The sequence below is a fragment of the Bacteroides sp. 3_1_13 genome, assembly GCF_001185845.1.
Taxonomy (GTDB): Bacteria; Bacteroidota; Bacteroidia; order Bacteroidales; family Bacteroidaceae; genus Bacteroides; species Bacteroides xylanisolvens.
In genome coordinates, this window is sequence record NZ_KQ236956.1 from 307,459 (window position 1) to 328,470 (window position 21,012).

The following is a 21,012-nucleotide window of genomic DNA, read 5'->3' on the forward strand; positions in this document are numbered from 1 at the left end:
CTGTACTTACTTTCTTTTTACACCTTTCCCGATAATTGAATCCGCAGCTACGCATCCTTGCGAACGGCTGTCAATCGAGCCGCCCCTGTAATCCCCCGCAACGAAGTAGCTGCCCGCCGGGACGACAACCGCAGTCGTGGTAGCCGTTGCCGAATCTATGGGTACAACGCTTTTACAGATGTTCACCTTCATGCCATTGGGCAGACTTTCGCAATACTCTTCACATTCATCTTCTTCATAGAAAAGTTTCCGTATGAATACCCATTCACACTTTTTGCCGTTCACGATACATTGCTGATCCTGAAAGCGGACAGTATCGCCCGGTAGTCCGACAATTCGTTTAAATGCCCTTTCCTGAAAGCCGGGAATGTATGAATGATATGCGATTACGTCCCCATAAGTCAGAGAATCCACCGGAATAAGATTTACTATTTCACCCACTTGATAGTTCGGGTACATTCCGGCACTGGTCAATTCAACTTTTGGGTTACATGCCGCCAATATCAATAGCATGACAAGCAAATACAATAACTTTTTCATAAGATTGATTTCATTCATCCAGAAAATCATCATTACTTAGATAATACTCAATAGCCTTTATACAATCTTTGTATAATGTTTTGGGATTCAATTTATATTGAAAGCTCAATATATCCTTAAATGTTTCAACATCGACCAACGAACTCATGCCCAAATCGTATGCTTGTTTGGGGACTTCACCATCTTCTGTTTCCACATATCCATCCTCTTCTTCCGATTCAATGACTAAATATTTGCCATTCTCCAAGTTCTCTGTTTCAATAACACTTTTTGAGCAATAGATATAAGCGTCACATGGTATTGCTTTATAAGCATTGATTAAATCTCCGATAGTTCCAAATTCTTTCATATATACTAATATTAATACATTATTTTTTTTCTTTCAGATACTTTTCCAATGCAATATACACTTCTTTCCGATAACTGACAAAAATAGTTTTATCTGTTTGGGACGAATTTTTCTTTTTCCCGTCATAGTGCGGAATATTGGATAAAAACAGGCTATACGAGAAAATCATGTTCTCCTCTATTTTACGGGAAGGTTTGAATGACTTGGCAGGTATGTAAGAATAAATACCCTCTTTACAACGGTAGGGCTTATACATTTGCACAACTCCCCACGAGTTTATCTCATCCACCTGGATGCTTCTTTTCCCGAACAGGCTTCGTGCTTCTATTCTATCTTCGCAAAGCAAAATCTTACTGGGTAGTGCCCAACAGATTAACAGGATAGACAAAGATATGGGCAACAGGAAAATAAAGAGGACTTTATTCTCACTTAAATTGGCTACACATAAAAAGTAGATCATAAATGCACAGAATATACTACATATGACAACTCCTGCCCAAACAAACTTATTTGTAGGGTAAATCCAGAATATCTTTTTCCCGGAATCCTTATCTCTCATTTTATCATTATTCTTTTATATTCTCCTTATACCCTCTAAGGCACTATATCGTAAATGGTCTGATCGTTATTCTTGAAAATGGTTTGTTCAATCAATTTTCCAACATGAACGATGCTGTCAATATCCGCATTGACTTTCAGGCTTAGAACCGGAGCAAATTTCACATGATCGTAATCTATGGGCGTGTTGTTATAGGTCGTTTCGATAATTGGGTAATTATGCTCTTTGGCAAACTGCTTCAATGTATCCAGATAGGGAAGTTGGTCTTTGCTCATGGCTTCAAAATCAATGTAGAACTTTCCGTTATCTAGCATGAAATAGATACAATTCACACCATTGGCACAGATACCCGTAAAATCATATTCCGTTCGTCCTGCCTGTACGTTTTTCAGCACGCCCGACAACTTATCCATTGTAATCTGTGCGGCTACCGGAATATAAGGATTTATACTCTCACTCTGCGTAGCTCGCTTGTTTCCATATCCACATCCCAGTAAACTCAGAATAGAGGCAAGTATTCCCATCGTTATTATTTTAAAGTGTTTCATATTCAAATTACTTTTATGATTTCATCTATTTCATTGAAGTAGACTGCAAATATACGTTATGTGCTTCAATCCTATACTCTGATTTTTATCATATATATTCTGATAACGTCTGGTGGCTAATCGACCATCAGGGCGATTCATCCGCTTGTTTTCTGTATTATTTTATTTCTAAACAATATGTATGACACCAATAAACAAAGTAAAAATGGTATTGTAGTATCATACAAGCACATTGTTCCAGAAAATAAAATCATCAAAATAGGGATAAGAAAAAATGATAGAGAACTATACAGTATACTGTTTCTAACTCTTGCAAAGCAGTTCAAGAACAAAGTGATTGCTCCGATAGATAATGCCAAAATTCCCAAAATTGACCAAGCCAATGCCATGCCTCTATAAGAAGTATCCATATCTGGTACAGGTTTTATGTTTTGAGTCCTTAGCCAAAGAATACCCGTGGTACACAATAGACTAATACATAATATTCCAAACCATATTTTCAATAAGAGTTTGATTATATAGTATTTCTGTTTCATTTTTCGTTTATTTATTATCAAGTTAATGTCCGGTGGCAGCATTTTAATTCAAGCTATCTTTCATCATTATTCGTAGTTGTTTTTGTGTAGGTAATGTTTTCCATCCTTTATCTGGTGCTTTTAGAGTAAACCAAGATGGTACGCTGTCTAATATAAGATGTCGGTCGGGGGCTTTGGCTAAGAATGTTACAAAGTAACGGGTTCCGATTGGAGTGTTTTTACTCTCGGCAAATGATATAAAAAAACTTCCTTCATATAAAGTCTTATTATATATAAATTCATATTTTGCACTTTGCCCTCTATAAGCAGAACCGTATTTGACAAGAGTTACGATAGAATATATGCCATCTTTTCTTACATTGTTATTTCTAATTGTTGAGACAGCATACAATAGAATGAATACTACAATAGGGATTATAAATTTTAAAATCTTGGTTTGCTTAATCATATTTATTGCTATTCTATATACTTTCATTTTTTTACTCTGTTGGTAATGTTCGGCAAATAATCGAATATTAAGGTGCTTTATCTGTTTGTTAGCAATCTATTTCATTTCCATTTAATGATTCTATATCTCCTAATGCTTTATATTCCCTGTCCAAATCTTCTTTTGTGAATAGGTAATAGTTATCCTCAAATCTTGGCATATCATAGCCTTTTACAAAAGATAAGAAAGAGAATATTTTTGCATCTATATCTATACCTTGATTACCCTTGTTGTCCAAAGTAAATAATAGATTATCAGCTTTCATCGAAACTCTATTTCTAATGCCTTCTACATTATATTCTTCGTTATCAGGTAACTCTTTAAGTATCTGATAGAAGTTTATTATCTGTTGTTTTACTTTCATTCTTAATTTGATTAGTGATATGCTAATGCTTGACAGCGTGCCGCTTTAAGCGGTATGCTGTTTGTTAGTAACCCATTTCACCATTCTTCAAAGTTCTCTTCTATAAAAACTTCAAGTGATGAAGCTAAAATTTCATTCTCTCCATTATCATGATAAAATATTAGCACTTCTCCTTTAGGATTAATCATAATTGGATTTCCTGCTCCATCATCTGCAACAGCATAGTTTTCTGAAGTTTCCGCATGAACTTCTCTCAAAGATTGAGTATAACCTACAACAGTTTCATTACCTTCAAAAGCAAAAATTTCAATGTCTGCCCAAGCACGACCAAAGTGTTTGATAAAATCAATATAGTCAGAACTAAACTTTACATTCAACACTTTTTCGGCTTGTTCTATTTGTTCGTCCGTAGCGGGAGTACCACGCATTTTATGTTTATTGAGAAATGTACTCAATCGTTCTATAAGTTTTTGTTTCATATTCTTCGCTATTTTTATGGTTACTAATGTCCGGCAGCGTTCCGCTTATTCAGTCGGTTAGCTATGTGTTATCGGTATCCAAATATTTTTATAATTAGTTTTTCATTATCAATATCATATTCAGATTTCCCAATCTTTTCAATTAAATCTTTCATTCTGGATAATTCGTTTATTGATTCAAAGGGGATAATGACATATTCTATATTCTTAGTCCTTATTGCCCCAGCTATGCCATCTGCTGTGTATTTCCCATTCCCAAGATAATCTGCAAGAAGTATATGCCAAAGAGTATCACACACAAGATCTTTTGCAAGGACTTCACTTGCAATGTACTTAATATCTGATTCTGCAATAGCTTTTAGTAACTTAGACCATTTGGCATTGCTCATATAACTACTTTTTAAAGTTACTGCTCTTTTAGTCATTTTATCATAGTTCTTCATCTATAATATGAAATTGGATTATTCTCATTATTTTAATACCGATAATGGCTGGCGAATAACTGATTGTTAGGGCAGTTCATTCGCTTGTTAGCAATAACTTATTATAATCCAAAATACCATTCCAAAAAAGAATTGAAGTCTTTCCATTGTGGAGACAACTTTCCATTCTGAAAATTGATTAGTTTCTCTCCCAATTCAATTTCAAGAACTTCTCCTGTATTACGGTTATAGAAAAAACCGCCTTCACCTTCAAAGCTATCAAGAGGTAAGTATTCGGAGGGAATGCCTAACACTGCTTGCCTTTCTATACCATAACTTAAATCATTAGAGTAAATTTTAAACCAACACACATTATAGATTTCGCCACATTGTCCTCGAAATGTTATTTCGGTAGTATTTAGATTAAACAGTGCAAAATCACTATTTAAATCAATTCCTAAATCAATCAAAGCCTTTTTATATGCTTTATCTTCTTTTTCTGAATATACACCTTGTTTATTCAAATAGTCTATCACTTTATTACTTAGCATGATTTGATGATATTTTATTTGTTTTACTTTATTGCTAATGTCAGTGGCTAACCGACTTTTTGGGGCGGTTAAGCCATTTGTTAATCGTTTTACAAAACCTCTAAGTCATTTATTTTTATCTTATTCTCATTTTTGAAACAAGAAAGCGAAAGAGTGAGGTCGCTTTGACCTTCTTCTTCACTCCATAGAGGAATGTATATATCTACCTGTTTATCGGAAATTTGATAGGACAATGCCAAATCAAACGCTTTTACAGGTAGAGGTATAATTGTACAACCGTATTCCTCTATAACTCGCCGTATATCTTGAATAGGCACACTATTAGCCAACATTAGATTATTTACGGCTTGATAGTCTTTACGGACTAAACAATATATAAATTCTTGTATTCGTTTTTTATATTCTTCTATACTTGCCATTGTTTTTAGCGATTAATGTTTGGCAGCGTTCCGCTTATTCAGTCGGTCTGCTGTTTGTTATCGGTTTTTAATATTATAGTGGCTACTTTTTTATTGCCTGCATATACATCTACGGATTCTATGGTATTTAAAACTTCATGAGGTGCATGATCAACCAGAAAAGCGACCAAGCAATCACTTACATATTTATCAGGCTCAAGAATAAACATTTTAATGCTCCATGCTGAAGGCTCCACTTGCGGTAAAACTGTAACAGCATAACACAACTCATAAGTCGGCAGATTTTTCAATCCGCCTTCTTCTGGTTTGAGCCAATATATTACTCCTTCCTTTTCCATTTTATTAAACCGATAATGTTTGGCGGATAATTGATCATTAGGGCAATTCATCTGTTTGTTACCGATAGATTAACTTCCCTAAAAATTTTCCTGATAGAACTCCTGTATTCTTCTCCATCAGGGACGATTTTTATGATTAAATAATCATCTGTTTTATCACTTTTTAGAAAATGCAAATTAACTCCATTGCTCAAGAATAAAACCTTTTCCTCTTGGTCTGATACTTCACCGACAATTTTTAGGCTATTCATGTATTCTGATTTTTCAAGCTCTTTAGCGTAAAACAATCCTAATCTATGTACATACTTGGGGAAATTTCTTAATAACCCGATATTGAAATTTAAAGAATCGTGTACATAATAATGATCTTTATTATCATATACAATCTCAAAAGTTGTCACTTTGTTTATGTTTATCGAAATAATTATTGAATCAGACTCAGGCGTTGTCCATATTTCTGTTGCCATCTTTTTAAATTCATTTATTTTAAAATCGGCATATGGATTAATATGTTTAATGCCACCTGACAACAAGTAGTCTTTAATTGTAATATCTAACGTTTTATCTTTCAAATTCATTTTTATTATTTTATGGCATTATTGGTAATGGGTTGCAGCTTGCCGCCGTTAGGCGGAGCAGGTGCATGTTATAAGCTAAATTTCGTATTCAATCTTGTAATCTTCATATACATTGAATACCGTTTCACAATCAGATAAAATACTTTCAAACAAAGGTTTGACCTCACTATTCCAATCCAACTTACCCAAACCTGCACCTATTTTCGGGAGCGACACAGTTTTGATACCTCTGCTTTCGCACACTTTTTTCAAGCGTTTCAAACCTTTATTCAGATATGTGAGTTCCGCATGATACATATCGGGTTGTGTAGCGATGTAAATTATACCTGGAGAGAAACCTTTGATTTCTCCTATAAACACATCGCCAGCTTGAAATTTAGTGTTTCGTGTGTACTTCTTAAAGAGTTTTTGGATTTCAGGGGATTGACTTGATAGCTTAAAGGCAAGCCCAGTTCCTAATCCTTCTTGTGAGCCAACAGCTACACCTTGTGCTATGTACTCATCTTTACTCTGTAATATATCTCCCGAAATGTATTTTATCATATTGTTTCCGTTTTTCTGTTGCTTATAATGTCCGGCGGATAATCAACCCTTATGGAGATTAATCCGCTTGTTATCCACCACTATTTAATAAGAGCTATTTAACATTTTGATATTAAGATTGGAAAATAGTTCTTCATTTTCAACTACCCAAACATCTTCAAGAGGACAATCAATATATCCCCACTCATGCCAATTTCCTACAAGCCATTTAGTGCTCACTGCATAAGTTTCATAATTAGCATCTGAAGGTAATTTGTGCAATATCATACCTGCATAATATCCTGATATAGTCCATAATTGATATGCTTGCACGCCTATTTGCTCCGCTACCATAAAATATAAGGTATCTTCATAAGGGTATTTACCCTTACATTTTAGGATTGCTCCTCTTGAAAGATATTCTGTATAATTAATTAATTTAACCATTTTATTTTTTTATTCTTGGTGAATAATGGGGTTCAACTAACTGCGTTTAGCAGTTAAGGTGATTGTTACAAGCGTGATTAGCTTTCAGTTTCTGAATATTTAAGAAATTCCTTAAAGTAATCCATAAATGAATCATATAATTTTACAGGTTTACTCATATGGGGGGTATCATCTTCCCAATATACATCAGCTCCCCAAATAGAAGAATCTTTCAGATTATTACCAACTGGAATTTTATATAAAATGAGATATTCTCCTACCTCATAACTTAAAACGATCCAATCCATAGATAATTGAAATTGTTTTTGAATTTCCTTGGTTAATTCAATTATAGGATATGAAATAATTTCTGAATCTTTCGCTATTCCCGAAATGCAAACATCACTCCAGTTACACATTCCGCATTGAGATAAAAAAGTTTTGTATTGCAATGGGAAAGATATGCCTAATTCCTGTTCTGCATATTCTATTTCTTGTTCTGTTGCACCATCCCAATGAACAAAGCCTTCTTTATCTTCTATTAATTTCAAATATTCCATATTTATTAATTTGCTTGTAACGTTATGCTAACAGCGGTCATTTAATGTTTCGCTGTTGTTTTTATATTCTTTATTTCATCAGGCATATTATCTATATTATATGACTACCTATAAGTTGTCTCCTTGTCTATCCAATTACAATATTTGATAAATTTACACTATATGCTATAATTTCTTATTCTGACTTTTAATGTTTTGTTTATCAGTAAATTATATTCATATTGTTTTGCTGTATATAATTATGCCTCTAAAAATACGGTTTTATCTAATTATTCACAAAGGAATCTGTTAGTTTTTTCCTTTATCCTATACAATTTCATCCTTTGGCAGCCAATAACTTGCTTTACACTTATGAAAGCCAGTTCGGTGTAGTAGAGACAATGGCGCGTATCGAACAAACATTGAAAAATATGGGAATCCCAGTATTTGCGAAATTCGACCACGGCAAGAATGCTCAAGATGTGATGGCGACAGAATATGGGCTTGATAAAGAACCGGTGATTGGAAAGATGCAGAAGTTGCTGGAAAAGATTGTTATTCAATCGGCCAGCGTTTATTAAACAAGAAATATAAAACAAGATACTTTATATTTTAAATCATATAGAGAGTGGCCCCTTTTCCGAAAAAAAAAGTTTGAGTTACGCAAAAAGACTGCGCATCACTGCATCTATCTTTGTCGAAGAAACAAGAAAACAGGTCAAGTACGGGTTACTTCAACACACTCTTTTAGGTAGAACATACCAGTACGATTATCCGTTTTTCCAGTTTCGCAAAGGGGCAGTAGCTCAGTGGGTAGTTACGGTCGTCGGTTCGATTCCGGCCTGTTCTACCTCTTTTTTATAAACTAAGGTCAAGGAAGACTTACTTCAAAACCGCAGGAATGCACCATTGATTCACAGTCTTCCGATTACCTTACTTAAAAAACACAACGTATGAAAAAAGATTTGTTGAAAGTATCTATCAGGCAACATGCAATTTATTTGCCAGCGATAGAAGGAACAGAAAAGCGCGAAGCATTGACTTCGACTACTGTAACATTGGTTGCTCAACTTCGAAAAGTGGGATATAGCTTATCCGAAGAGTTGCTGCATGCTGTCAATCAGTTGTATCCGGCACAACAGGTGGAGATTCTTCAGGTGATGAAAGAAGTATTGGGTGTGTCACTCAACTGGGCTCCATTGGTGAAAGGTTGGGATACACCTACCGGAGAAACACGTTTGGATCATTGGATTACATGGCTTGCTAATATGTTCAATAGTAAGAAAGGTGTGAAACTATCTTGCGGACACGTGATTCCTGATAATACATTCCCCTTGGAACGATACAACGGTTGTCCGTTCTGCGGAACTCCGTTTGAAACGGCATCTACAGAATATTTCGGACAAGCCAGTAAACTGAAAGTGTTGGAACTTTGGCAGGAAAAAGAGCTGAATGTTTTCTTTGGTGACTTGCTGGAATCACGTACGGCCCTTGATGCAACACAAGCGGACAGCTTGAAAATCTTGTTGGCTGAACTTCCGTTGCCGGCAGTCGGAATCAAGATGAAAGAAACTCTGATGCTGGTGATCGACACACTGGTAGAGCAGGATAGGGCACAGGAAGCGCAGATTTATTTCTCTGCTCCGAATGATATATTGCGTTATTTGTGGTATAAGAAAACCGGATTCTTGCAAATCATAGAGCCTAAGACCCTCATTCGTAAAGCGGGTAGAAACAATGCACATCTGTGCAATGCTTTGGATAAAAGCCGTTCGGCTGCCCAGGCAAAGCGGGAAGAATTAAAACTGAAATATACCCGTCGCGAGTGTAAAATGGTGGCTCTTTGGTTGAACAATTTGGCGATGACACCGGAGAAGTCTTGTGAAATGATGCATTCGAAAAGGGAAATGTGGGTACGTATGATACGTGCATTGCGTTTGGCGGAATATGCTCGTAAATCGGGATTCGAAAATTTGAAAGAGTTGATGGACGTATTCTACTGTCAGGCATATACAGTTTGGCAGGGAGAAGTGGAGCGTAGCCGTTTGAAAGCAGATGCGGCACAGACATTCGCTTTGTTGAAGCAACGTCCGGGTATGTTTGCACGTTCCTTGTTTGCCAATATGCTTTGGTTCGGTCCGGAAGAGACGTTGACGGCATTTAAAGAAGTCGTTCATTTGTTGCCGGCTCGTTTGGTGGTCACTTTGGGTATGTATGCGGAGAGTTACTTTGAGCAAGGACATAAGAGAATGGTGAAGCCTTTAGGTGGTAATGCGCTTTTGATAGAGCCTCACTATTTGGTGAGTCTTTATATGGAAGACCAGCTTAAAGAGATGGTGAAAGAGGTACAGGATTTGTGTAAAGAGGTTGTTGCTGCCCGCTTTGCTAATGCGGGTGTCGGGAGTGGAAGCGCAAGTATGTATATTGATCCTATGTTGTTTCATATTCCATTGTCTATCGGCGACCGTAGCGAAACGGTTCAGGATACTTCCTGTGCCTTGCAGGGTACACGTTTCCCGGTGGAAGGAGATAAGGTTCGATTGTTTATGCAATGGGGAAAGGGACTTCCGGCACAGCATTTGGATATGGACTTGAGTTGTCATATCACTTTGCCTTCAACGACAGAAGTGTGTTCCTACTTCAATCTGAAAGCTATTGGTGCTAAACATAGCGGAGATATCCGAAGCATCCCCGACAAGAAAGGTACTGCCGAGTATATCGAATTGGATTTGAATGAGTTGGACCGTGTAGGTGCGCAATATGTTGCTTTCACCTGCAATGCGTATAGTAATGGGGCTATCTCTCCTAATCTGGTGGTAGGTTGGATGAACTCCGCTTACCCGATGAAAATATCGGAGAGAAACGGAGTGGCTTATGACCCTTCCTGTGTTCAGCATCAGGTACGAGTTTCTCAAAGTTTGCAGAAAGGACTTGTTTTCGGAGTCCTGAAAGTGAAGGAACGGGAAGTGGTATGGTTGGAAATTCCTTTCGGCGGACAGACGGTTCTTTCTTTGGATACACAGACTATTGAAAAGTATCTGGATAAACTGGAAGCCAAAACCACTGTGGGCGAACTGTTGGCAATCAAAGCACAAGCACAGGGTTTGGAGTTGACTGATACACCGGAAGCCGATGAAGTATATACCCGTGAGTGGGCATTGAATACGGCTGCTGTGACTAAGTTGCTGTTGGGTGATTAATTTCTAGCGGTTAACTAAATCTTTTCTTCCTAATATTTATAAGTTGTATTGCGATAAAGTATATCTTTGTATGCAATAAACTAATCGTCTGACTATAGTTGCTTTTTCGTCTAACTATAGTCAGACGAAAGAATAACTATAGTCAGATGCAAATTATACTATAGTCAGACGAATAAATATATGCTAGTCAAGAACTAATGATTGGTATAAGAGAGATTAAATATCAGGCAAGAAAATGATAAATGATAATCAATAAAATATAGCTGCTTATGAGTGCGTATTATGATTTGTATGAGACACCGGACGTTCAGAATACCGGCGAGAAGCAACCCCTTCATGCGCGGATAGTTCCGAGCGGGACTTATTCCCAAAAAGAGTTTATAGAACGTGTGTCACGTTATCAACATTTTCCCCAGAATATGGTTGACGGGGTGTTGGGGGCTGTAATAGATGAACTTGGTAGTCTCTTGGCGCGTGGCTATATTGTGGAGCTTGGAGAGCTGGGACATCTTAGTGTCTCTTTGAAATGCACTCAGAAGGTAATGACTAAAAAAGAAATCCGTTCCGAATCTATCTGTTTTGACAATGTACACCTGCGTACCTCCAAAAATTTTAAATTGAAGGTAAGACGGGAAATGAGACTTGAACGTGTGCCCAAATCGGGACGGACTGTTAGTAAAACGGAGATACCTATCGAGCAACGTTTTCAAATGTTACAGGAGTTTCTGAAGAAGAATGGAGGAATCACCCGCATAGAATACAGCAGACTGACAGGAGTAGCCCGGCTGAAAGCTGTTGATGATTTGAATACTTTTATTCAGGAGGGAAAACTGCGTAAGAGAGGGGCGGGAAGGAATGTGTTTTATGTATGGAAACAGGAAGAATAACATTATAATAAGTAATTGTCCTTCTTTTTGCTAACAATTTTGTACCTTTGTTTGTATATAGAGAAAATAGTAAGATTATGGCAAGAATAACTATTCCTTATGCAGTAGCGGATTTCATAGATTTGCGTGAACGTGGTTTTTATTATGTTGATAAGACTGATTATATTCCTAAATTAGAGGATTATAATGCTCCTGTATTTCTCCGTCCCCGTCGTTTTGGAAAAAGTTTGTTGGTTTCTACATTAGCTTGCTATTATGACCGTACAAAAGCGCATCGGTTTGAAGAACTGTTTGGGGGAACCTGGATAGGTAACCATCCGACAAAAGAGCATAACAGTTATATGATTATTCGCTACGATTTTTCGAAAATGGTAATGGCGGATACTATTGAAGGATTGGCTCAAAACTTTAATGATTTGAACTGTGGCCCGGTAGATGTGATGGTAGAGCATAACAGAGATTTGTTCGGTGATTTTCAGTTTACTACTCGGGGAGACGCTTCCAAAATGTTGGAAGAAGTTCTTAATTATGCCCGTTCTCATGAATTTCCAAAAGTTTATCTATTGATTGATGAATATGATAACTTCACTAATCAGTTGCTTACAGCATACAACGATCCGCTTTATGAGGAAGTGACGACGAATGACAGTTTTTTGCGTACTTTCTTTAAAGTGATAAAAGCCGGAATAGGTGAGGGGAGTATCCGTACCTGTTTCTGTACAGGTGTATTACCTGTTACGATGGATGATTTGACCAGTGGATATAATATAGCAGAGATATTGACTCTTGAACCTAATTTTCTGAATATGCTCGGGTTTACATACGAAGAGACAGAGACATATCTGCGTTATGTACTTGATAAATACTCCACAGGACAAGAACGTTTTGATGAAATCTGGCAGCTAATTGTAAGTAACTATGATGGTTATCGTTTCCGTCCCAATGGTGACCGGTTGTTCAATGCTACTATCTTGACTTATTTCTTCAAGAAGTTTGCGGCCAATGCCGGTAGTATTCCCGACGAACTGGTGGATGAAAATCTACGTACCGATATTAATTGGATTCGTCGGCTTACCCTTTCACTGGATAACGCGAAAGCGATGTTGGATGCATTGATTATTGATGATGAGTTGCCTTATAATGTAGCCGACCTTTCAAAGAAACTTGATAAACAGAACGTTTTTGATATAAGATTTTATTCTATCATTTTGTTTTATTGGGGTGTAATAACTTTAAAAGATAAATATTACATGACTTTTCCTAATAAAACAATGCGTAATGTTCTATTGTTATAGTTTTGTAATCCTTACTTGGACATTGAAAGAGATGTAGTATCTAGTTTAAAAACAGGTTCCTAAATAGATAGTATTTTTTCTCCATTTTTCAGACATTCTGTTAGTGGAGCTCCCATGTATCTAACGGTAATACCTAAATTGATAATAATTGAAGTTACTCCAAAATTGTTGCAACAATCCTGGCATGCTTCAATTGTAATTCCTGATTGTAGCATTTCCAATACTTCTGTCTGAACTTGTGTATCGTTTGCCACTAATCTTACCGATGCTCCCCAAAGGATTACATTTATATGTTTCCACCAACCTCTGTTTTTAGAGTTTATTACGTACATTGACAACATATTAAAGATCGTATCTTTATTGTCCGTTGTCCACAGGATATTTAACTTGTCGTTTTCATTCATTGTTTTAAATTTAAAATGTTCAATACTGCAAAAGTAGTGAATTAAATTTAGATTTCGTTTGTTACAGATTCTTTAAATAACACATATTAAGCCTGATAATTTGTCCGTTCACTTTCATACGCCTATATTTGTTCCCACTATTCTATATAACCAATAGAGGGAGAATGTATCACGAGAGAAAAATAAGAGCATACATAGCGTGGGTGTTGTTTATGACATTCATTCCTTTCTTTGTAGTGAAGACCTTTCACTATCATGGAAGTGAGGATGAAAAGTCATGTTCTCATGCCGGGCACTCTCACAAGTCATCCGATGATTGTGCGATATGTCAATACTCCCTTTCTTTCTTTACTGAACCCCCACCGGTAGAATTTCATTGTACATTAACGCTCGTGCCTTACGAGCCAATCATTTACCAGGATAAGGTCGTTTGTAAACGGACTTATTCGCATCAACTGCGTGCACCCCCTGTCGCATAATTACATACTCAAATTTACGAAGAAGACAGATTCACTGTAACCTGTCCTCACATTCATTTTACATATTAAATAAAGATTGTAATTGATGCGTATCGGAATTATTTCGGGCGTACTGGGGCTGATTGTAGCCTTACCCGTCCACGCACAGAAATCCGATTCAATCAAGAGTATGCTTTTGCCTGATGTTGTGGTGACCGAAACGTACCAGCAACGTCAAGCCAAAAAGTCTGCCCTTACGGTTGATGTAGCCGATCAGGATTTTCTGCGCAAACATTTTACAGGAAACTTCATGCAAGCGATGGAGAACATTCCCGGAGTGCAAGCAATGGATATCGGTTCGGGATTCTCCAAACCGATGATTCGCGGAATGGGATTCAACCGGATTGCCGTATTGGAAAACGGAATCAAGCAGGAAGGACAACAATGGGGAGCCGATCACGGTTTAGAGCTGGATGCTTTCAACATCGGAGCGGTCAATGTATTGAAAGGCCCCTCCTCATTGCTTTATGGCAGTGATGCGATGGGAGGAGTGATAGATGTTGTTCCATCGGCCGTGCCTGTGGATAATCGGGTGTTTGGAGATGTCACACTGCTTGGTAAATCAGTCAATGGAACCATCGGAGGATCATTGATGCTGGGAATCAAAAAAAATGCCTGGTACTCTTATATCCGTTATTCGGAACAGCACTTCGGCGACTATCATATTCCTACGGATTCTATTGTCTACCTGACACAGAGAATCCCCATATATGGGCGTAAACTGAAGAATACAGCAGGCATTGAACGCAATATCGGATTCTTTACCCAATATCAGCGAAGGGCATATAGAGCGAATTTCTCCGTGAGTAATGTCTATCAAAAGACAGGTTTCTTCCCCGGAGCGCATGGCATACCCGATGCATCCCGTGTGGAAGATGATGGAGACAGCCGTAATATCGAATTGCCTTATAGCAAAGTGAATCACCTGAAAGTGACCACCCATCAGCAATATGCGTGGGAGAAACTGATCTTGTCAGGTGATTTGGGTTTCCAGAACAATCACCGTGAAGAGTGGAGTGCTTTCCATACTCACTATGGCTCGCAACCCGCACCAGAGAAAGACCCCGACAAAGAACTCGCATTTAATCTGAACACCTTCAGTGCTTCAGTGAAAGCTCGTTTTATCGGATCTTCTTCATGGGAACATACATTGGGGTGGGATGGACAGCATCAACGGAATGACATTGCCGGCTATTCGTTTTTATTGCCCGAATATCACCGTTCCACCACCGGAATGCTCTGGCTTACAACGTACAGACCTAACAATGTGCTCTCCGTCAGCGGAGGAGCTCGGTATGACTACGGATACATAAATATTTCTTCGCATGAAGATGTTTACCTTGCCGATTATCTTCAAAAACAGGGATATACCCAGGAACAGATAGACCTTTATAAGTGGAACAGTCACCAGGTGAAAAAACACTATGGTGATTATTCTCTTTCTCTGGGATTGGTATGGACTCCCTCCGACAAGCATCTGGTAAAGGTGAATATCGGGCGTAGTTTCCGCCTGCCCGGTGCGAATGAGTTGGCTGCCAACGGAGTACATCACGGCACTTTCCGCCATGAACAGGGAGATGCCAATTTAAAATCGGAACAGGGCTGGCAACTGGACGCTTCTTATCATCTGAAGTACCGGAGAATTTCTTTCTCCGTCTCTCCATTTGTCAGTTGGTTCAGCAATTACATCTTTCTGCGTCCTACCGGAGAGTGGTCTGTATTGCCTCATGCCGGACAAATCTATCGCTATACCGGAGCGGAAGCACTGTTCGCAGGAACTGAAGCTACCGTAGATGTTGATTTTCTGCGTAACTTCAATTATCGGATTTCCGCTGAATACGTTTACACCTATAATTGTGATGAACATATTCCATTGAGTTTCTCGCCGCCACCTGTTATGCGCAATACATTAACCTGGCAAAAGAACCGGTATATGTTGTATGCAGAATGGCAGAGCATTGCTCGGCAAAATAGAGTGGACCGTAACGAAGACCGTACAGCCGGAGCAAATCTCTTCCATTTGGGCGGATCTTTAAACATTCCGATAGGTGGAAATAATGAAATTGAAATTACCCTGACCGCCCGGAATATATTCAATACCCGATATTACAATCATCTTAGTTTTTACAGGAAAGTTGAGATTCCCGAACCGGGACGTAACTTCCAGATATTAATCAAAGTTCCATTTAAAAAATTACTGAAATGAAAAATAAATTTTATCTCCCAATGGTTAGCCTTTTGGCAACAGTTACTTTCATGTTTTCCTCTTGTGATAATGATGACTCCAGCGATACGATCAAACCTTTGATTGAACTTCATGAACCGGAAGAAGGTCAGGCATTGGAGATCGGAAACGAACATGGAGTTCATTTTGAAATGGATTTGTCGGATGATGTTATGCTGAAATCCTATAAGATCGAAATTCATAGCAATTTCGACCATCATTCACACGGCGGTAATAGTAGGGCTGTGCAGGAAACAGTAGATTTTAGTTTTAACAGATCGTATGATGTGTCAGGACAGAAAACAGCACATATTCATCATCACGATATTGTAATACCAGCCAATGCGACTGCAGGGGATTATCATTTGATGGTTTATTGCACAGATGCCGCAGGCAACGAATCTTATATCGCGCGCAATATTAAATTGAGCAATGAGGTGGAAGATGAAGACCACCATCATAATGAATAGACAACTATATAAAGGAACTGGAATATCTGTTGGCTACAGGACGATAGATAGGCTGTTTTTTGTATAAAGAGTATTTTTTCTTTCGAAAGGTGTAATAGATATTACACCTTTTTTGTTTCCAATCCTTTACTTTTGTGAAAAATTCTATTTCGTATGATGAAGTTTCCAATAATAAATCGATTCTTTCCTTCTTTTAAATGGAAAGTAGCGGCTGTCATCATTGGCGGTGTTATTGTGGGTGGAGGGGCATTGTTTATGTACATGCTCCGGGCGCATACCTATCTTGGAGATGACCCGGCTGCCTGTGTGAACTGTCACATTATGACTCCTTACTATGCAACTTGGTTTCATAGCTCACATGCTCGGAATGCCACCTGCAATGATTGTCATGTGCCACATGAAAATGCTGTGAAAAAATGGACCTTTAAGGGGATGGACGGAATGAAACACGTAGCTGCATTTCTTACCAAAAGCGAGCCGCAGGTGATTCAGGCTCATGAAGCCAGTTCTGAATTGATAATGAATAATTGTATTCGCTGTCATACACAACTCAATACGGAATTTGTGAAGACGGGGAAGATTGATTATATGATGTCACAGGTAGGAGAGGGGAAGGCTTGCTGGGATTGCCATCGTGATGTTCCTCATGGTGGAAGAAACTCTTTGTCCGGCACTCCGGGAGCTATTGTTCCTCTTCCGGAATCGCCCGTTCCCGAATGGCTCCGGAAGATGGTGAGTCATAAAGATAAATAGGAAATGAAATACGTAATAAAATAATAAAACCGATATACAATGGAAAAGAAATTAAAATCATGGCAAGGATGGCTGTTGTTCGGAGGTTCAATGGTCGTTGTATTTGTTTTGGGATTATGCGTTTCTGCGTTGATGGAACGGAGGGCGGAAGTTGCCAGCATTTTCAACAACCGTAAAAACGTCATCAAGGGGATTGAAGCACGAAATGAACTATTCAAGGATGATTTCCCCCGTGAATATCAAACTTGGACGGAAACTGCAAAGACTGACTTTGAAAGCGAATTTAATGGGAATATAGCTGTGGATGCCTTGGAAAAACGTCCTGAAATGGTGATTCTATGGGCGGGATACGCTTTCTCTAAAGATTATTCTACTCCACGGGGGCACATGCATGCTATTGAGGATATTACGGCATCGTTACGTACCGGTGCACCTGTGAACCCGACGGATGGTCCGCAACCGTCTACTTGCTGGACTTGTAAAAGTCCGGATGTTCCCCGTATGATGGAAGCATTGGGTGTCGATTCTTTCTATAATAATAAATGGGGAGCTATGGGGGCCGAAATCGTAAATCCGATTGGCTGCTCTGATTGCCACGACCCGGAAACAATGAATCTTCATATCAGCCGTCCGGCTTTGATTGAAGCTTTCCAACGCCAAGGTAAAGACATCACCAAAGCTACTCCGCAAGAAATGCGTTCATTGGTCTGTGCGCAATGTCACGTTGAATATTTCTTCAAAGGTGATGGCAAATACCTGACTTTCCCTTGGGATAAAGGTTTCACGGTAGAAGATATGGAGGCTTATTATGATGAGGCCGGGTTCTATGATTATATCCATAAATTGAGTCGTACTCCGATTCTGAAAGCACAGCATCCTGATTATGAGATTGCTCAAATGGGTATTCATGGGCAAAGAGGTGTCTCTTGTGCCGATTGTCACATGCCGTATAAGAGTGAAGGTGGTGTGAAATTCAGCGATCACCATATTCAGAGCCCATTGGCTATGATTGATCGTACCTGTCAGGTTTGCCATCGCGAGAGCGAAGAGACTTTGCGCAATAACGTTTACGAACGCCAACGCAAAGCGAACGAAATTCGTAACCGCTTGGAACAGGAATTGGCGAAAGCGCATATCGAAGCTAAATTTGCTTGGGATAATGGAGCGACAGAAGCTCAAATGAAAGATGTTCTCGCATTGATTCGTCAGGCACAATGGCGTTGGGATTTCGGAGTGGCTTCACACGGCGGCTCTTTCCATGCACCGCAGGAAATTCAGAGAATCCTTTCTCACGGACTCGACCGTGCTATGCAAGCCCGTCTTGCCGTATCCAAAGTATTGGCGAAGAACGGATACACTGGTGATGTTCCGATGCCGGACATCTCGACGAAGGCAAAGGCACAGGAATATATCGGCTTGGATATGGACGCTGAAAGAGCTGCGAAAGAGAAATTCTTGAAAACAACGGTTCCCGCCTGGTTGGAGAAAGCGAAAGAAAATGGACGTTTGGCGCAGATATAAAACAAATATAAGCATAGATATATATGTGGAGCAAACCGTGGAGTTATAAAGAAGGGTTGGCGATTGGCGCAGGATTACTGATAATAGGCATATTGCTGCAAATGACAGTGGGTGCTATTAACTGGGATTTGTTTGCCTGTCCGGTCAACGTGATTGTGCTGCTGGTTTATATCGTTGCCTTGATAGCCATGCACCTTCTTCGTAAACGTGTGTATTTATTCAGTTGGTTAAGCCATTATTCCGCTGCCGTCTCCGCTTTGTTGTGGGTGGTCGGCATGACGGTAGTTATGGGACTTATCCGGCAAGCTCCTTCCGGTCATGCTCCAAATGCTTCAACGGATTTGCTGGGATTCTCACAGATGATTGCATCCTGGCCTTTCGTTCTGCTTTACTTTTGGATGGTCACTGCATTGGGACTGACGATACTTCGTGCCAGCTTTCCTTTTAAGTGGAGACGACTTTCGTTCCTTCTCAATCATATCGGATTATTCGTCGCGTTGATAGCGGCCACTTTAGGAAACGCCGATATGCAACGGTTGAAAATGACAACCCGCATGGGCAATGCCGAATGGCGGGCTACTGACGATAAAGGTCAACTGATTGAACTTCCATTGGCTATCGAACTCAAGGATTTTACTATCGACGAATATCCTCCAAAACTGATGCTGATTGACAACGAAACCGGGCGTACGCTTCCCGAAAAATCTCCTGAACATGTATTGCTGGAAGAGGGAGTGATAAAGGGAACATTACAAGACTGGCAATTGACAATCGAACAATCTATCCCGATGGCAGCTTCTGTGGCTACTGAAGATACTGTGAAGTTTATAGAATTTCATTCGATGGGAGCAACTTATGCTGTTTATCTGAAAGCTGTCAATCAGAAGAATCAAACAACGAAAGAAGGTTGGGTAAGCTGTGGCAGTTTCCTCTTTCCTTATAAGGCAATCCGATTGGATTCTTTAACCAGTCTTGTGATGCCGGAACGGGAACCGCAGCGGTTTGCATCGGAAGTGAAAATCTATACACAAGAAGGAACGATAACGGAAGGCACCATTGAAGTGAACCGTCCGATGGAGATAGAAGGATGGAAAATCTATCAACTTAGCTACGATGAGACAAAAGGACGATGGAGTGATGTCAGTGTCTTCGAACTGGTTCGCGATCCGTGGCTACCGTTCGTTTACGCAGGAATTATAATGATGATGGCAGGAGCTGTCTGCTTGTTCGTCAGTGCACAAAAGAGAAAAGAGGAGGACAAAGCATGAATTGGGAGTACTTTATATTATTTGCAATAGCTGCACTGGTTTGTTGGGCTTTAGGAGCTTTTGCTGCCTGGAAAGGAACAAAACCGGGATGGGCTTATGGATTTACTTTCTTAGGGTTGGCTATTTTTTTCAGCTTCATTATCGGAATGTGGATTTCATTGGAACGTCCTCCGATGCGAACTATGGGAGAGACCCGGCTGTGGTATTCTTTCTTCCTTCCGTTGGCGGGATTGATAACCTACGTACGTTGGAAGTATAAATGGATTCTTAGTTTCAGTTGCATCCTTTCGTTCGTCTTTATCTGTATCAATATCTTCAAACCGGAGATTCACAATAAAACGTTGATGCCCGCTTTGCAAAGTCCGTGGTTTGCTCCTCATGTCATTGTGTATATGTTTGCTTACGCTATGTTGGGAGCGGCGACGGTGATGGCTGTCTATCTGCTTTGGTTCAAGAAGAAAAAGATTGAACGGAAAGAAATGGATTTGTGCGATAACCTCACTTATGTAGGTTTGGCATTTATGACATTAGGTATGCTTACAGGAGCTATCTGGGCGAAAGAAGCCTGGGGACACTACTGGGCTTGGGACCCGAAAGAAACCTGGGCGGCAGCGACTTGGTTTGCTTATCTGGCATATATCCATTTCAGATTGGGAAAGCCATTGAAGGCACGTCTGGCATTGGTTGTTTTATTGGTCTCTTTTGTCTTATTACAAATGTGTTGGTATGGAATCAATTACCTTCCGTCCGCACAAGGAGTCAGTGTACATACGTATAATTTAAATTGAAATATCAAATCATTTAAACTGCACTAT

Annotated in this window: 26 protein-coding genes and 2 pseudogenes; 12 read left to right on the top strand and 16 right to left on the bottom strand. The window is 39.2% G+C overall.

What is annotated here, in order from left to right; all coding sequences use genetic code 11:
* Positions 1-6: 6 nt before the first annotated feature.
* The 4 genes from lepB to HMPREF9009_RS13620 form a co-directional block, all read right to left on the bottom strand.
* Positions 7-540, bottom strand: coding sequence for a signal peptidase I (lepB, locus tag HMPREF9009_RS13605; RefSeq protein ID WP_049703322.1), 534 nt, complete (start codon positions 538-540; stop codon positions 7-9).
* Positions 541-550: 10 nt separating this feature from the next.
* Positions 551-889, bottom strand: coding sequence for a DUF7716 domain-containing protein (locus HMPREF9009_RS13610; protein WP_004313330.1), 339 nt, complete (start codon positions 887-889; stop codon positions 551-553).
* A gap of 19 nt (positions 890-908) precedes the next feature.
* Complete coding sequence (locus HMPREF9009_RS13615) at positions 909-1,349, bottom strand: hypothetical protein (RefSeq protein ID WP_227237032.1); 441 nt, start codon at positions 1,347-1,349, stop codon at positions 909-911.
* A gap of 134 nt (positions 1,350-1,483) precedes the next feature.
* Positions 1,484-1,996 (bottom strand): hypothetical protein, encoded by a 513-nt coding sequence (locus HMPREF9009_RS13620; protein ID WP_049702483.1) that lies wholly within the window; start codon positions 1,994-1,996, stop codon positions 1,484-1,486.
* 177 nt (positions 1,997-2,173) lie between these two features.
* Here HMPREF9009_RS13620 and HMPREF9009_RS13625 point away from each other — a divergent pair, with 177 nt between their 5' ends.
* Positions 2,174-2,395, top strand: coding sequence for a hypothetical protein (locus tag HMPREF9009_RS13625; RefSeq protein WP_049702484.1), 222 nt, complete (start codon positions 2,174-2,176; stop codon positions 2,393-2,395).
* A gap of 180 nt (positions 2,396-2,575) precedes the next feature.
* On the opposite strand, the gene HMPREF9009_RS13630 is transcribed toward HMPREF9009_RS13625, so the two are convergent.
* From HMPREF9009_RS13630 to HMPREF9009_RS13680, 11 genes are all read right to left on the bottom strand, one after another.
* Positions 2,576-3,007 carry a hypothetical protein gene (locus tag HMPREF9009_RS13630; RefSeq protein WP_008643520.1) on the bottom strand — a complete coding sequence of 144 codons (432 nt, stop codon included), beginning with the start codon at positions 3,005-3,007 and terminating at the stop codon, positions 2,576-2,578.
* 61 nt (positions 3,008-3,068) lie between these two features.
* Entirely contained in the window at positions 3,069-3,383 is a 315-nt protein-coding gene (locus HMPREF9009_RS13635; protein WP_008025575.1) for a hypothetical protein, read from the bottom strand.
* Positions 3,384-3,460: 77 nt separating this feature from the next.
* Positions 3,461-3,862, bottom strand: a complete 402-nt coding sequence (locus HMPREF9009_RS13640; protein WP_008025573.1) for an SMI1/KNR4 family protein — start codon at positions 3,860-3,862, stop codon at positions 3,461-3,463.
* Between the two features lie 68 nt (positions 3,863-3,930).
* Positions 3,931-4,305, bottom strand: coding sequence for a hypothetical protein (locus tag HMPREF9009_RS13645; RefSeq protein WP_049702485.1), 375 nt, complete (start codon positions 4,303-4,305; stop codon positions 3,931-3,933).
* Between the two features lie 101 nt (positions 4,306-4,406).
* Complete coding sequence (locus tag HMPREF9009_RS13650; RefSeq protein WP_008025569.1) at positions 4,407-4,835, bottom strand: hypothetical protein; 429 nt, start codon at positions 4,833-4,835, stop codon at positions 4,407-4,409.
* A gap of 89 nt (positions 4,836-4,924) precedes the next feature.
* Positions 4,925-5,254, bottom strand: a complete 330-nt coding sequence (locus HMPREF9009_RS13655) for a DUF7668 domain-containing protein (protein WP_008025567.1) — start codon at positions 5,252-5,254, stop codon at positions 4,925-4,927.
* A 38-nt stretch (positions 5,255-5,292) separates the two neighbouring features.
* The gene (locus tag HMPREF9009_RS13660; protein ID WP_118160708.1) at positions 5,293-5,592 is read right to left on the bottom strand and encodes a hypothetical protein; all 300 of its coding nucleotides are present in this window, start codon (positions 5,590-5,592) and stop codon (positions 5,293-5,295) included.
* 47 nt (positions 5,593-5,639) lie between these two features.
* A complete protein-coding gene (locus HMPREF9009_RS13665; protein ID WP_008025562.1) occupies positions 5,640-6,170 on the bottom strand; it encodes a hypothetical protein in 531 nt (176 codons plus the stop codon).
* 75 nt (positions 6,171-6,245) lie between these two features.
* Positions 6,246-6,713 carry a macro domain-containing protein gene (locus HMPREF9009_RS13670; protein ID WP_008025559.1) on the bottom strand — a complete coding sequence of 156 codons (468 nt, stop codon included), beginning with the start codon at positions 6,711-6,713 and terminating at the stop codon, positions 6,246-6,248.
* A gap of 84 nt (positions 6,714-6,797) precedes the next feature.
* Complete coding sequence (gene imm45 / locus HMPREF9009_RS13675) at positions 6,798-7,139, bottom strand: Imm45 family immunity protein (protein WP_008025557.1); 342 nt, start codon at positions 7,137-7,139, stop codon at positions 6,798-6,800.
* Between the two features lie 77 nt (positions 7,140-7,216).
* Positions 7,217-7,678, bottom strand: coding sequence for an SMI1/KNR4 family protein (locus HMPREF9009_RS13680; protein ID WP_008025556.1), 462 nt, complete (start codon positions 7,676-7,678; stop codon positions 7,217-7,219).
* A gap of 326 nt (positions 7,679-8,004) precedes the next feature.
* Here HMPREF9009_RS13680 and HMPREF9009_RS13685 point away from each other — a divergent pair.
* The 4 genes and pseudogenes from HMPREF9009_RS13685 to HMPREF9009_RS13700 form a co-directional block, all read left to right on the top strand.
* Positions 8,005-8,238, top strand: a pseudogene (locus HMPREF9009_RS13685) (hypothetical protein); the annotation flags it as partial.
* A 372-nt stretch (positions 8,239-8,610) separates the two neighbouring features.
* Complete coding sequence (locus tag HMPREF9009_RS13690; RefSeq protein ID WP_049702487.1) at positions 8,611-10,857, top strand: prokaryotic RING finger family 4; 2,247 nt, start codon at positions 8,611-8,613, stop codon at positions 10,855-10,857.
* A gap of 269 nt (positions 10,858-11,126) precedes the next feature.
* On the top strand, positions 11,127-11,744 hold the full coding sequence (locus HMPREF9009_RS13695) for an HU family DNA-binding protein (protein WP_049702488.1): 618 nt from the start codon (positions 11,127-11,129) through the stop codon (positions 11,742-11,744).
* Between the two features lie 77 nt (positions 11,745-11,821).
* Positions 11,822-13,033 (top strand): annotated as a pseudogene (locus HMPREF9009_RS13700) (AAA family ATPase); the annotation flags it as partial.
* Between the two features lie 65 nt (positions 13,034-13,098).
* Here the strand turns inward: HMPREF9009_RS13700 and HMPREF9009_RS13705 are convergent.
* Positions 13,099-13,443: a hypothetical protein gene (locus HMPREF9009_RS13705; RefSeq protein WP_008025548.1), complete on the bottom strand. Its 345-nt coding sequence runs from the start codon at positions 13,441-13,443 to the stop codon at positions 13,099-13,101.
* Positions 13,444-13,607: 164 nt separating this feature from the next.
* Here HMPREF9009_RS13705 and HMPREF9009_RS26400 point away from each other — a divergent pair, with 164 nt between their 5' ends.
* From HMPREF9009_RS26400 to HMPREF9009_RS13735, 7 genes are all read left to right on the top strand, one after another.
* Positions 13,608-13,922: a hypothetical protein gene (locus HMPREF9009_RS26400; protein ID WP_009039870.1), complete on the top strand. Its 315-nt coding sequence runs from the start codon at positions 13,608-13,610 to the stop codon at positions 13,920-13,922.
* Between the two features lie 85 nt (positions 13,923-14,007).
* Positions 14,008-16,167 (top strand): TonB-dependent receptor, encoded by a 2,160-nt coding sequence (locus tag HMPREF9009_RS13710; RefSeq protein WP_049702489.1) that lies wholly within the window; start codon positions 14,008-14,010, stop codon positions 16,165-16,167.
* Complete coding sequence (locus HMPREF9009_RS13715; protein ID WP_004313310.1) at positions 16,164-16,655, top strand: DUF4625 domain-containing protein; 492 nt, start codon at positions 16,164-16,166, stop codon at positions 16,653-16,655. The genes HMPREF9009_RS13710 and HMPREF9009_RS13715 overlap by 4 nt, the downstream gene beginning before the upstream one ends.
* Before the next feature lie 153 nt (positions 16,656-16,808).
* Positions 16,809-17,408, top strand: coding sequence for a cytochrome c nitrite reductase small subunit (gene nrfH, locus HMPREF9009_RS13720; protein WP_049702490.1), 600 nt, complete (start codon positions 16,809-16,811; stop codon positions 17,406-17,408).
* 39 nt (positions 17,409-17,447) lie between these two features.
* Positions 17,448-18,929 (top strand): ammonia-forming cytochrome c nitrite reductase, encoded by a 1,482-nt coding sequence (gene nrfA, locus HMPREF9009_RS13725; protein ID WP_008025542.1) that lies wholly within the window; start codon positions 17,448-17,450, stop codon positions 18,927-18,929.
* A 23-nt stretch (positions 18,930-18,952) separates the two neighbouring features.
* Positions 18,953-20,197 (top strand): cytochrome c biogenesis ResB family protein, encoded by a 1,245-nt coding sequence (locus HMPREF9009_RS13730; RefSeq protein WP_049702491.1) that lies wholly within the window; start codon positions 18,953-18,955, stop codon positions 20,195-20,197.
* Positions 20,194-20,985: a cytochrome c biogenesis protein gene (locus HMPREF9009_RS13735; protein ID WP_049702492.1), complete on the top strand. Its 792-nt coding sequence runs from the start codon at positions 20,194-20,196 to the stop codon at positions 20,983-20,985. Before HMPREF9009_RS13730 ends, HMPREF9009_RS13735 begins: the two co-directional genes overlap by 4 nt.
* Positions 20,986-21,012 lie beyond the last annotated feature (27 nt).

Excerpts from the sequence above, each read along its gene's own strand:
- lepB (WP_049703322.1), bottom strand. The coding sequence starts at position 540 with ATGAAAAAGTTATTGTATTTGCTTGTCATGCTATTGATATTGGCGGCA.
- HMPREF9009_RS13610 (WP_004313330.1), bottom strand. The coding sequence starts at position 889 with ATGAAAGAATTTGGAACTATCGGAGATTTAATCAATGCTTATAAAGCA.
- HMPREF9009_RS13615 (WP_227237032.1), bottom strand. The coding sequence starts at position 1,349 with ATGATCTACTTTTTATGTGTAGCCAATTTAAGTGAGAATAAAGTCCTC.
- HMPREF9009_RS13620 (WP_049702483.1), bottom strand. The coding sequence starts at position 1,996 with ATGAAACACTTTAAAATAATAACGATGGGAATACTTGCCTCTATTCTG.
- HMPREF9009_RS13625 (WP_049702484.1), top strand. The coding sequence starts at position 2,174 with ATGTATGACACCAATAAACAAAGTAAAAATGGTATTGTAGTATCATAC.
- HMPREF9009_RS13630 (WP_008643520.1), bottom strand. The coding sequence starts at position 3,007 with ATGAAAGTATATAGAATAGCAATAAATATGATTAAGCAAACCAAGATT.
- HMPREF9009_RS13635 (WP_008025575.1), bottom strand. The coding sequence starts at position 3,383 with ATGAAAGTAAAACAACAGATAATAAACTTCTATCAGATACTTAAAGAG.
- HMPREF9009_RS13640 (WP_008025573.1), bottom strand. The coding sequence starts at position 3,862 with ATGAAACAAAAACTTATAGAACGATTGAGTACATTTCTCAATAAACAT.
- HMPREF9009_RS13645 (WP_049702485.1), bottom strand. The coding sequence starts at position 4,305 with ATGAAGAACTATGATAAAATGACTAAAAGAGCAGTAACTTTAAAAAGT.
- HMPREF9009_RS13650 (WP_008025569.1), bottom strand. The coding sequence starts at position 4,835 with ATGCTAAGTAATAAAGTGATAGACTATTTGAATAAACAAGGTGTATAT.
- HMPREF9009_RS13655 (WP_008025567.1), bottom strand. The coding sequence starts at position 5,254 with ATGGCAAGTATAGAAGAATATAAAAAACGAATACAAGAATTTATATAT.
- HMPREF9009_RS13660 (WP_118160708.1), bottom strand. The coding sequence starts at position 5,592 with ATGGAAAAGGAAGGAGTAATATATTGGCTCAAACCAGAAGAAGGCGGA.
- HMPREF9009_RS13665 (WP_008025562.1), bottom strand. The coding sequence starts at position 6,170 with ATGAATTTGAAAGATAAAACGTTAGATATTACAATTAAAGACTACTTG.
- HMPREF9009_RS13670 (WP_008025559.1), bottom strand. The coding sequence starts at position 6,713 with ATGATAAAATACATTTCGGGAGATATATTACAGAGTAAAGATGAGTAC.
- imm45 (WP_008025557.1), bottom strand. The coding sequence starts at position 7,139 with ATGGTTAAATTAATTAATTATACAGAATATCTTTCAAGAGGAGCAATC.
- HMPREF9009_RS13680 (WP_008025556.1), bottom strand. The coding sequence starts at position 7,678 with ATGGAATATTTGAAATTAATAGAAGATAAAGAAGGCTTTGTTCATTGG.
- HMPREF9009_RS13690 (WP_049702487.1), top strand. The coding sequence starts at position 8,611 with ATGAAAAAAGATTTGTTGAAAGTATCTATCAGGCAACATGCAATTTAT.
- HMPREF9009_RS13695 (WP_049702488.1), top strand. The coding sequence starts at position 11,127 with ATGAGTGCGTATTATGATTTGTATGAGACACCGGACGTTCAGAATACC.
- HMPREF9009_RS13705 (WP_008025548.1), bottom strand. The coding sequence starts at position 13,443 with ATGAATGAAAACGACAAGTTAAATATCCTGTGGACAACGGACAATAAA.
- HMPREF9009_RS26400 (WP_009039870.1), top strand. The coding sequence starts at position 13,608 with ATGTATCACGAGAGAAAAATAAGAGCATACATAGCGTGGGTGTTGTTT.
- HMPREF9009_RS13710 (WP_049702489.1), top strand. The coding sequence starts at position 14,008 with ATGCGTATCGGAATTATTTCGGGCGTACTGGGGCTGATTGTAGCCTTA.
- HMPREF9009_RS13715 (WP_004313310.1), top strand. The coding sequence starts at position 16,164 with ATGAAAAATAAATTTTATCTCCCAATGGTTAGCCTTTTGGCAACAGTT.
- nrfH (WP_049702490.1), top strand. The coding sequence starts at position 16,809 with ATGATGAAGTTTCCAATAATAAATCGATTCTTTCCTTCTTTTAAATGG.
- nrfA (WP_008025542.1), top strand. The coding sequence starts at position 17,448 with ATGGAAAAGAAATTAAAATCATGGCAAGGATGGCTGTTGTTCGGAGGT.
- HMPREF9009_RS13730 (WP_049702491.1), top strand. The coding sequence starts at position 18,953 with ATGTGGAGCAAACCGTGGAGTTATAAAGAAGGGTTGGCGATTGGCGCA.
- HMPREF9009_RS13735 (WP_049702492.1), top strand. The coding sequence starts at position 20,194 with ATGAATTGGGAGTACTTTATATTATTTGCAATAGCTGCACTGGTTTGT.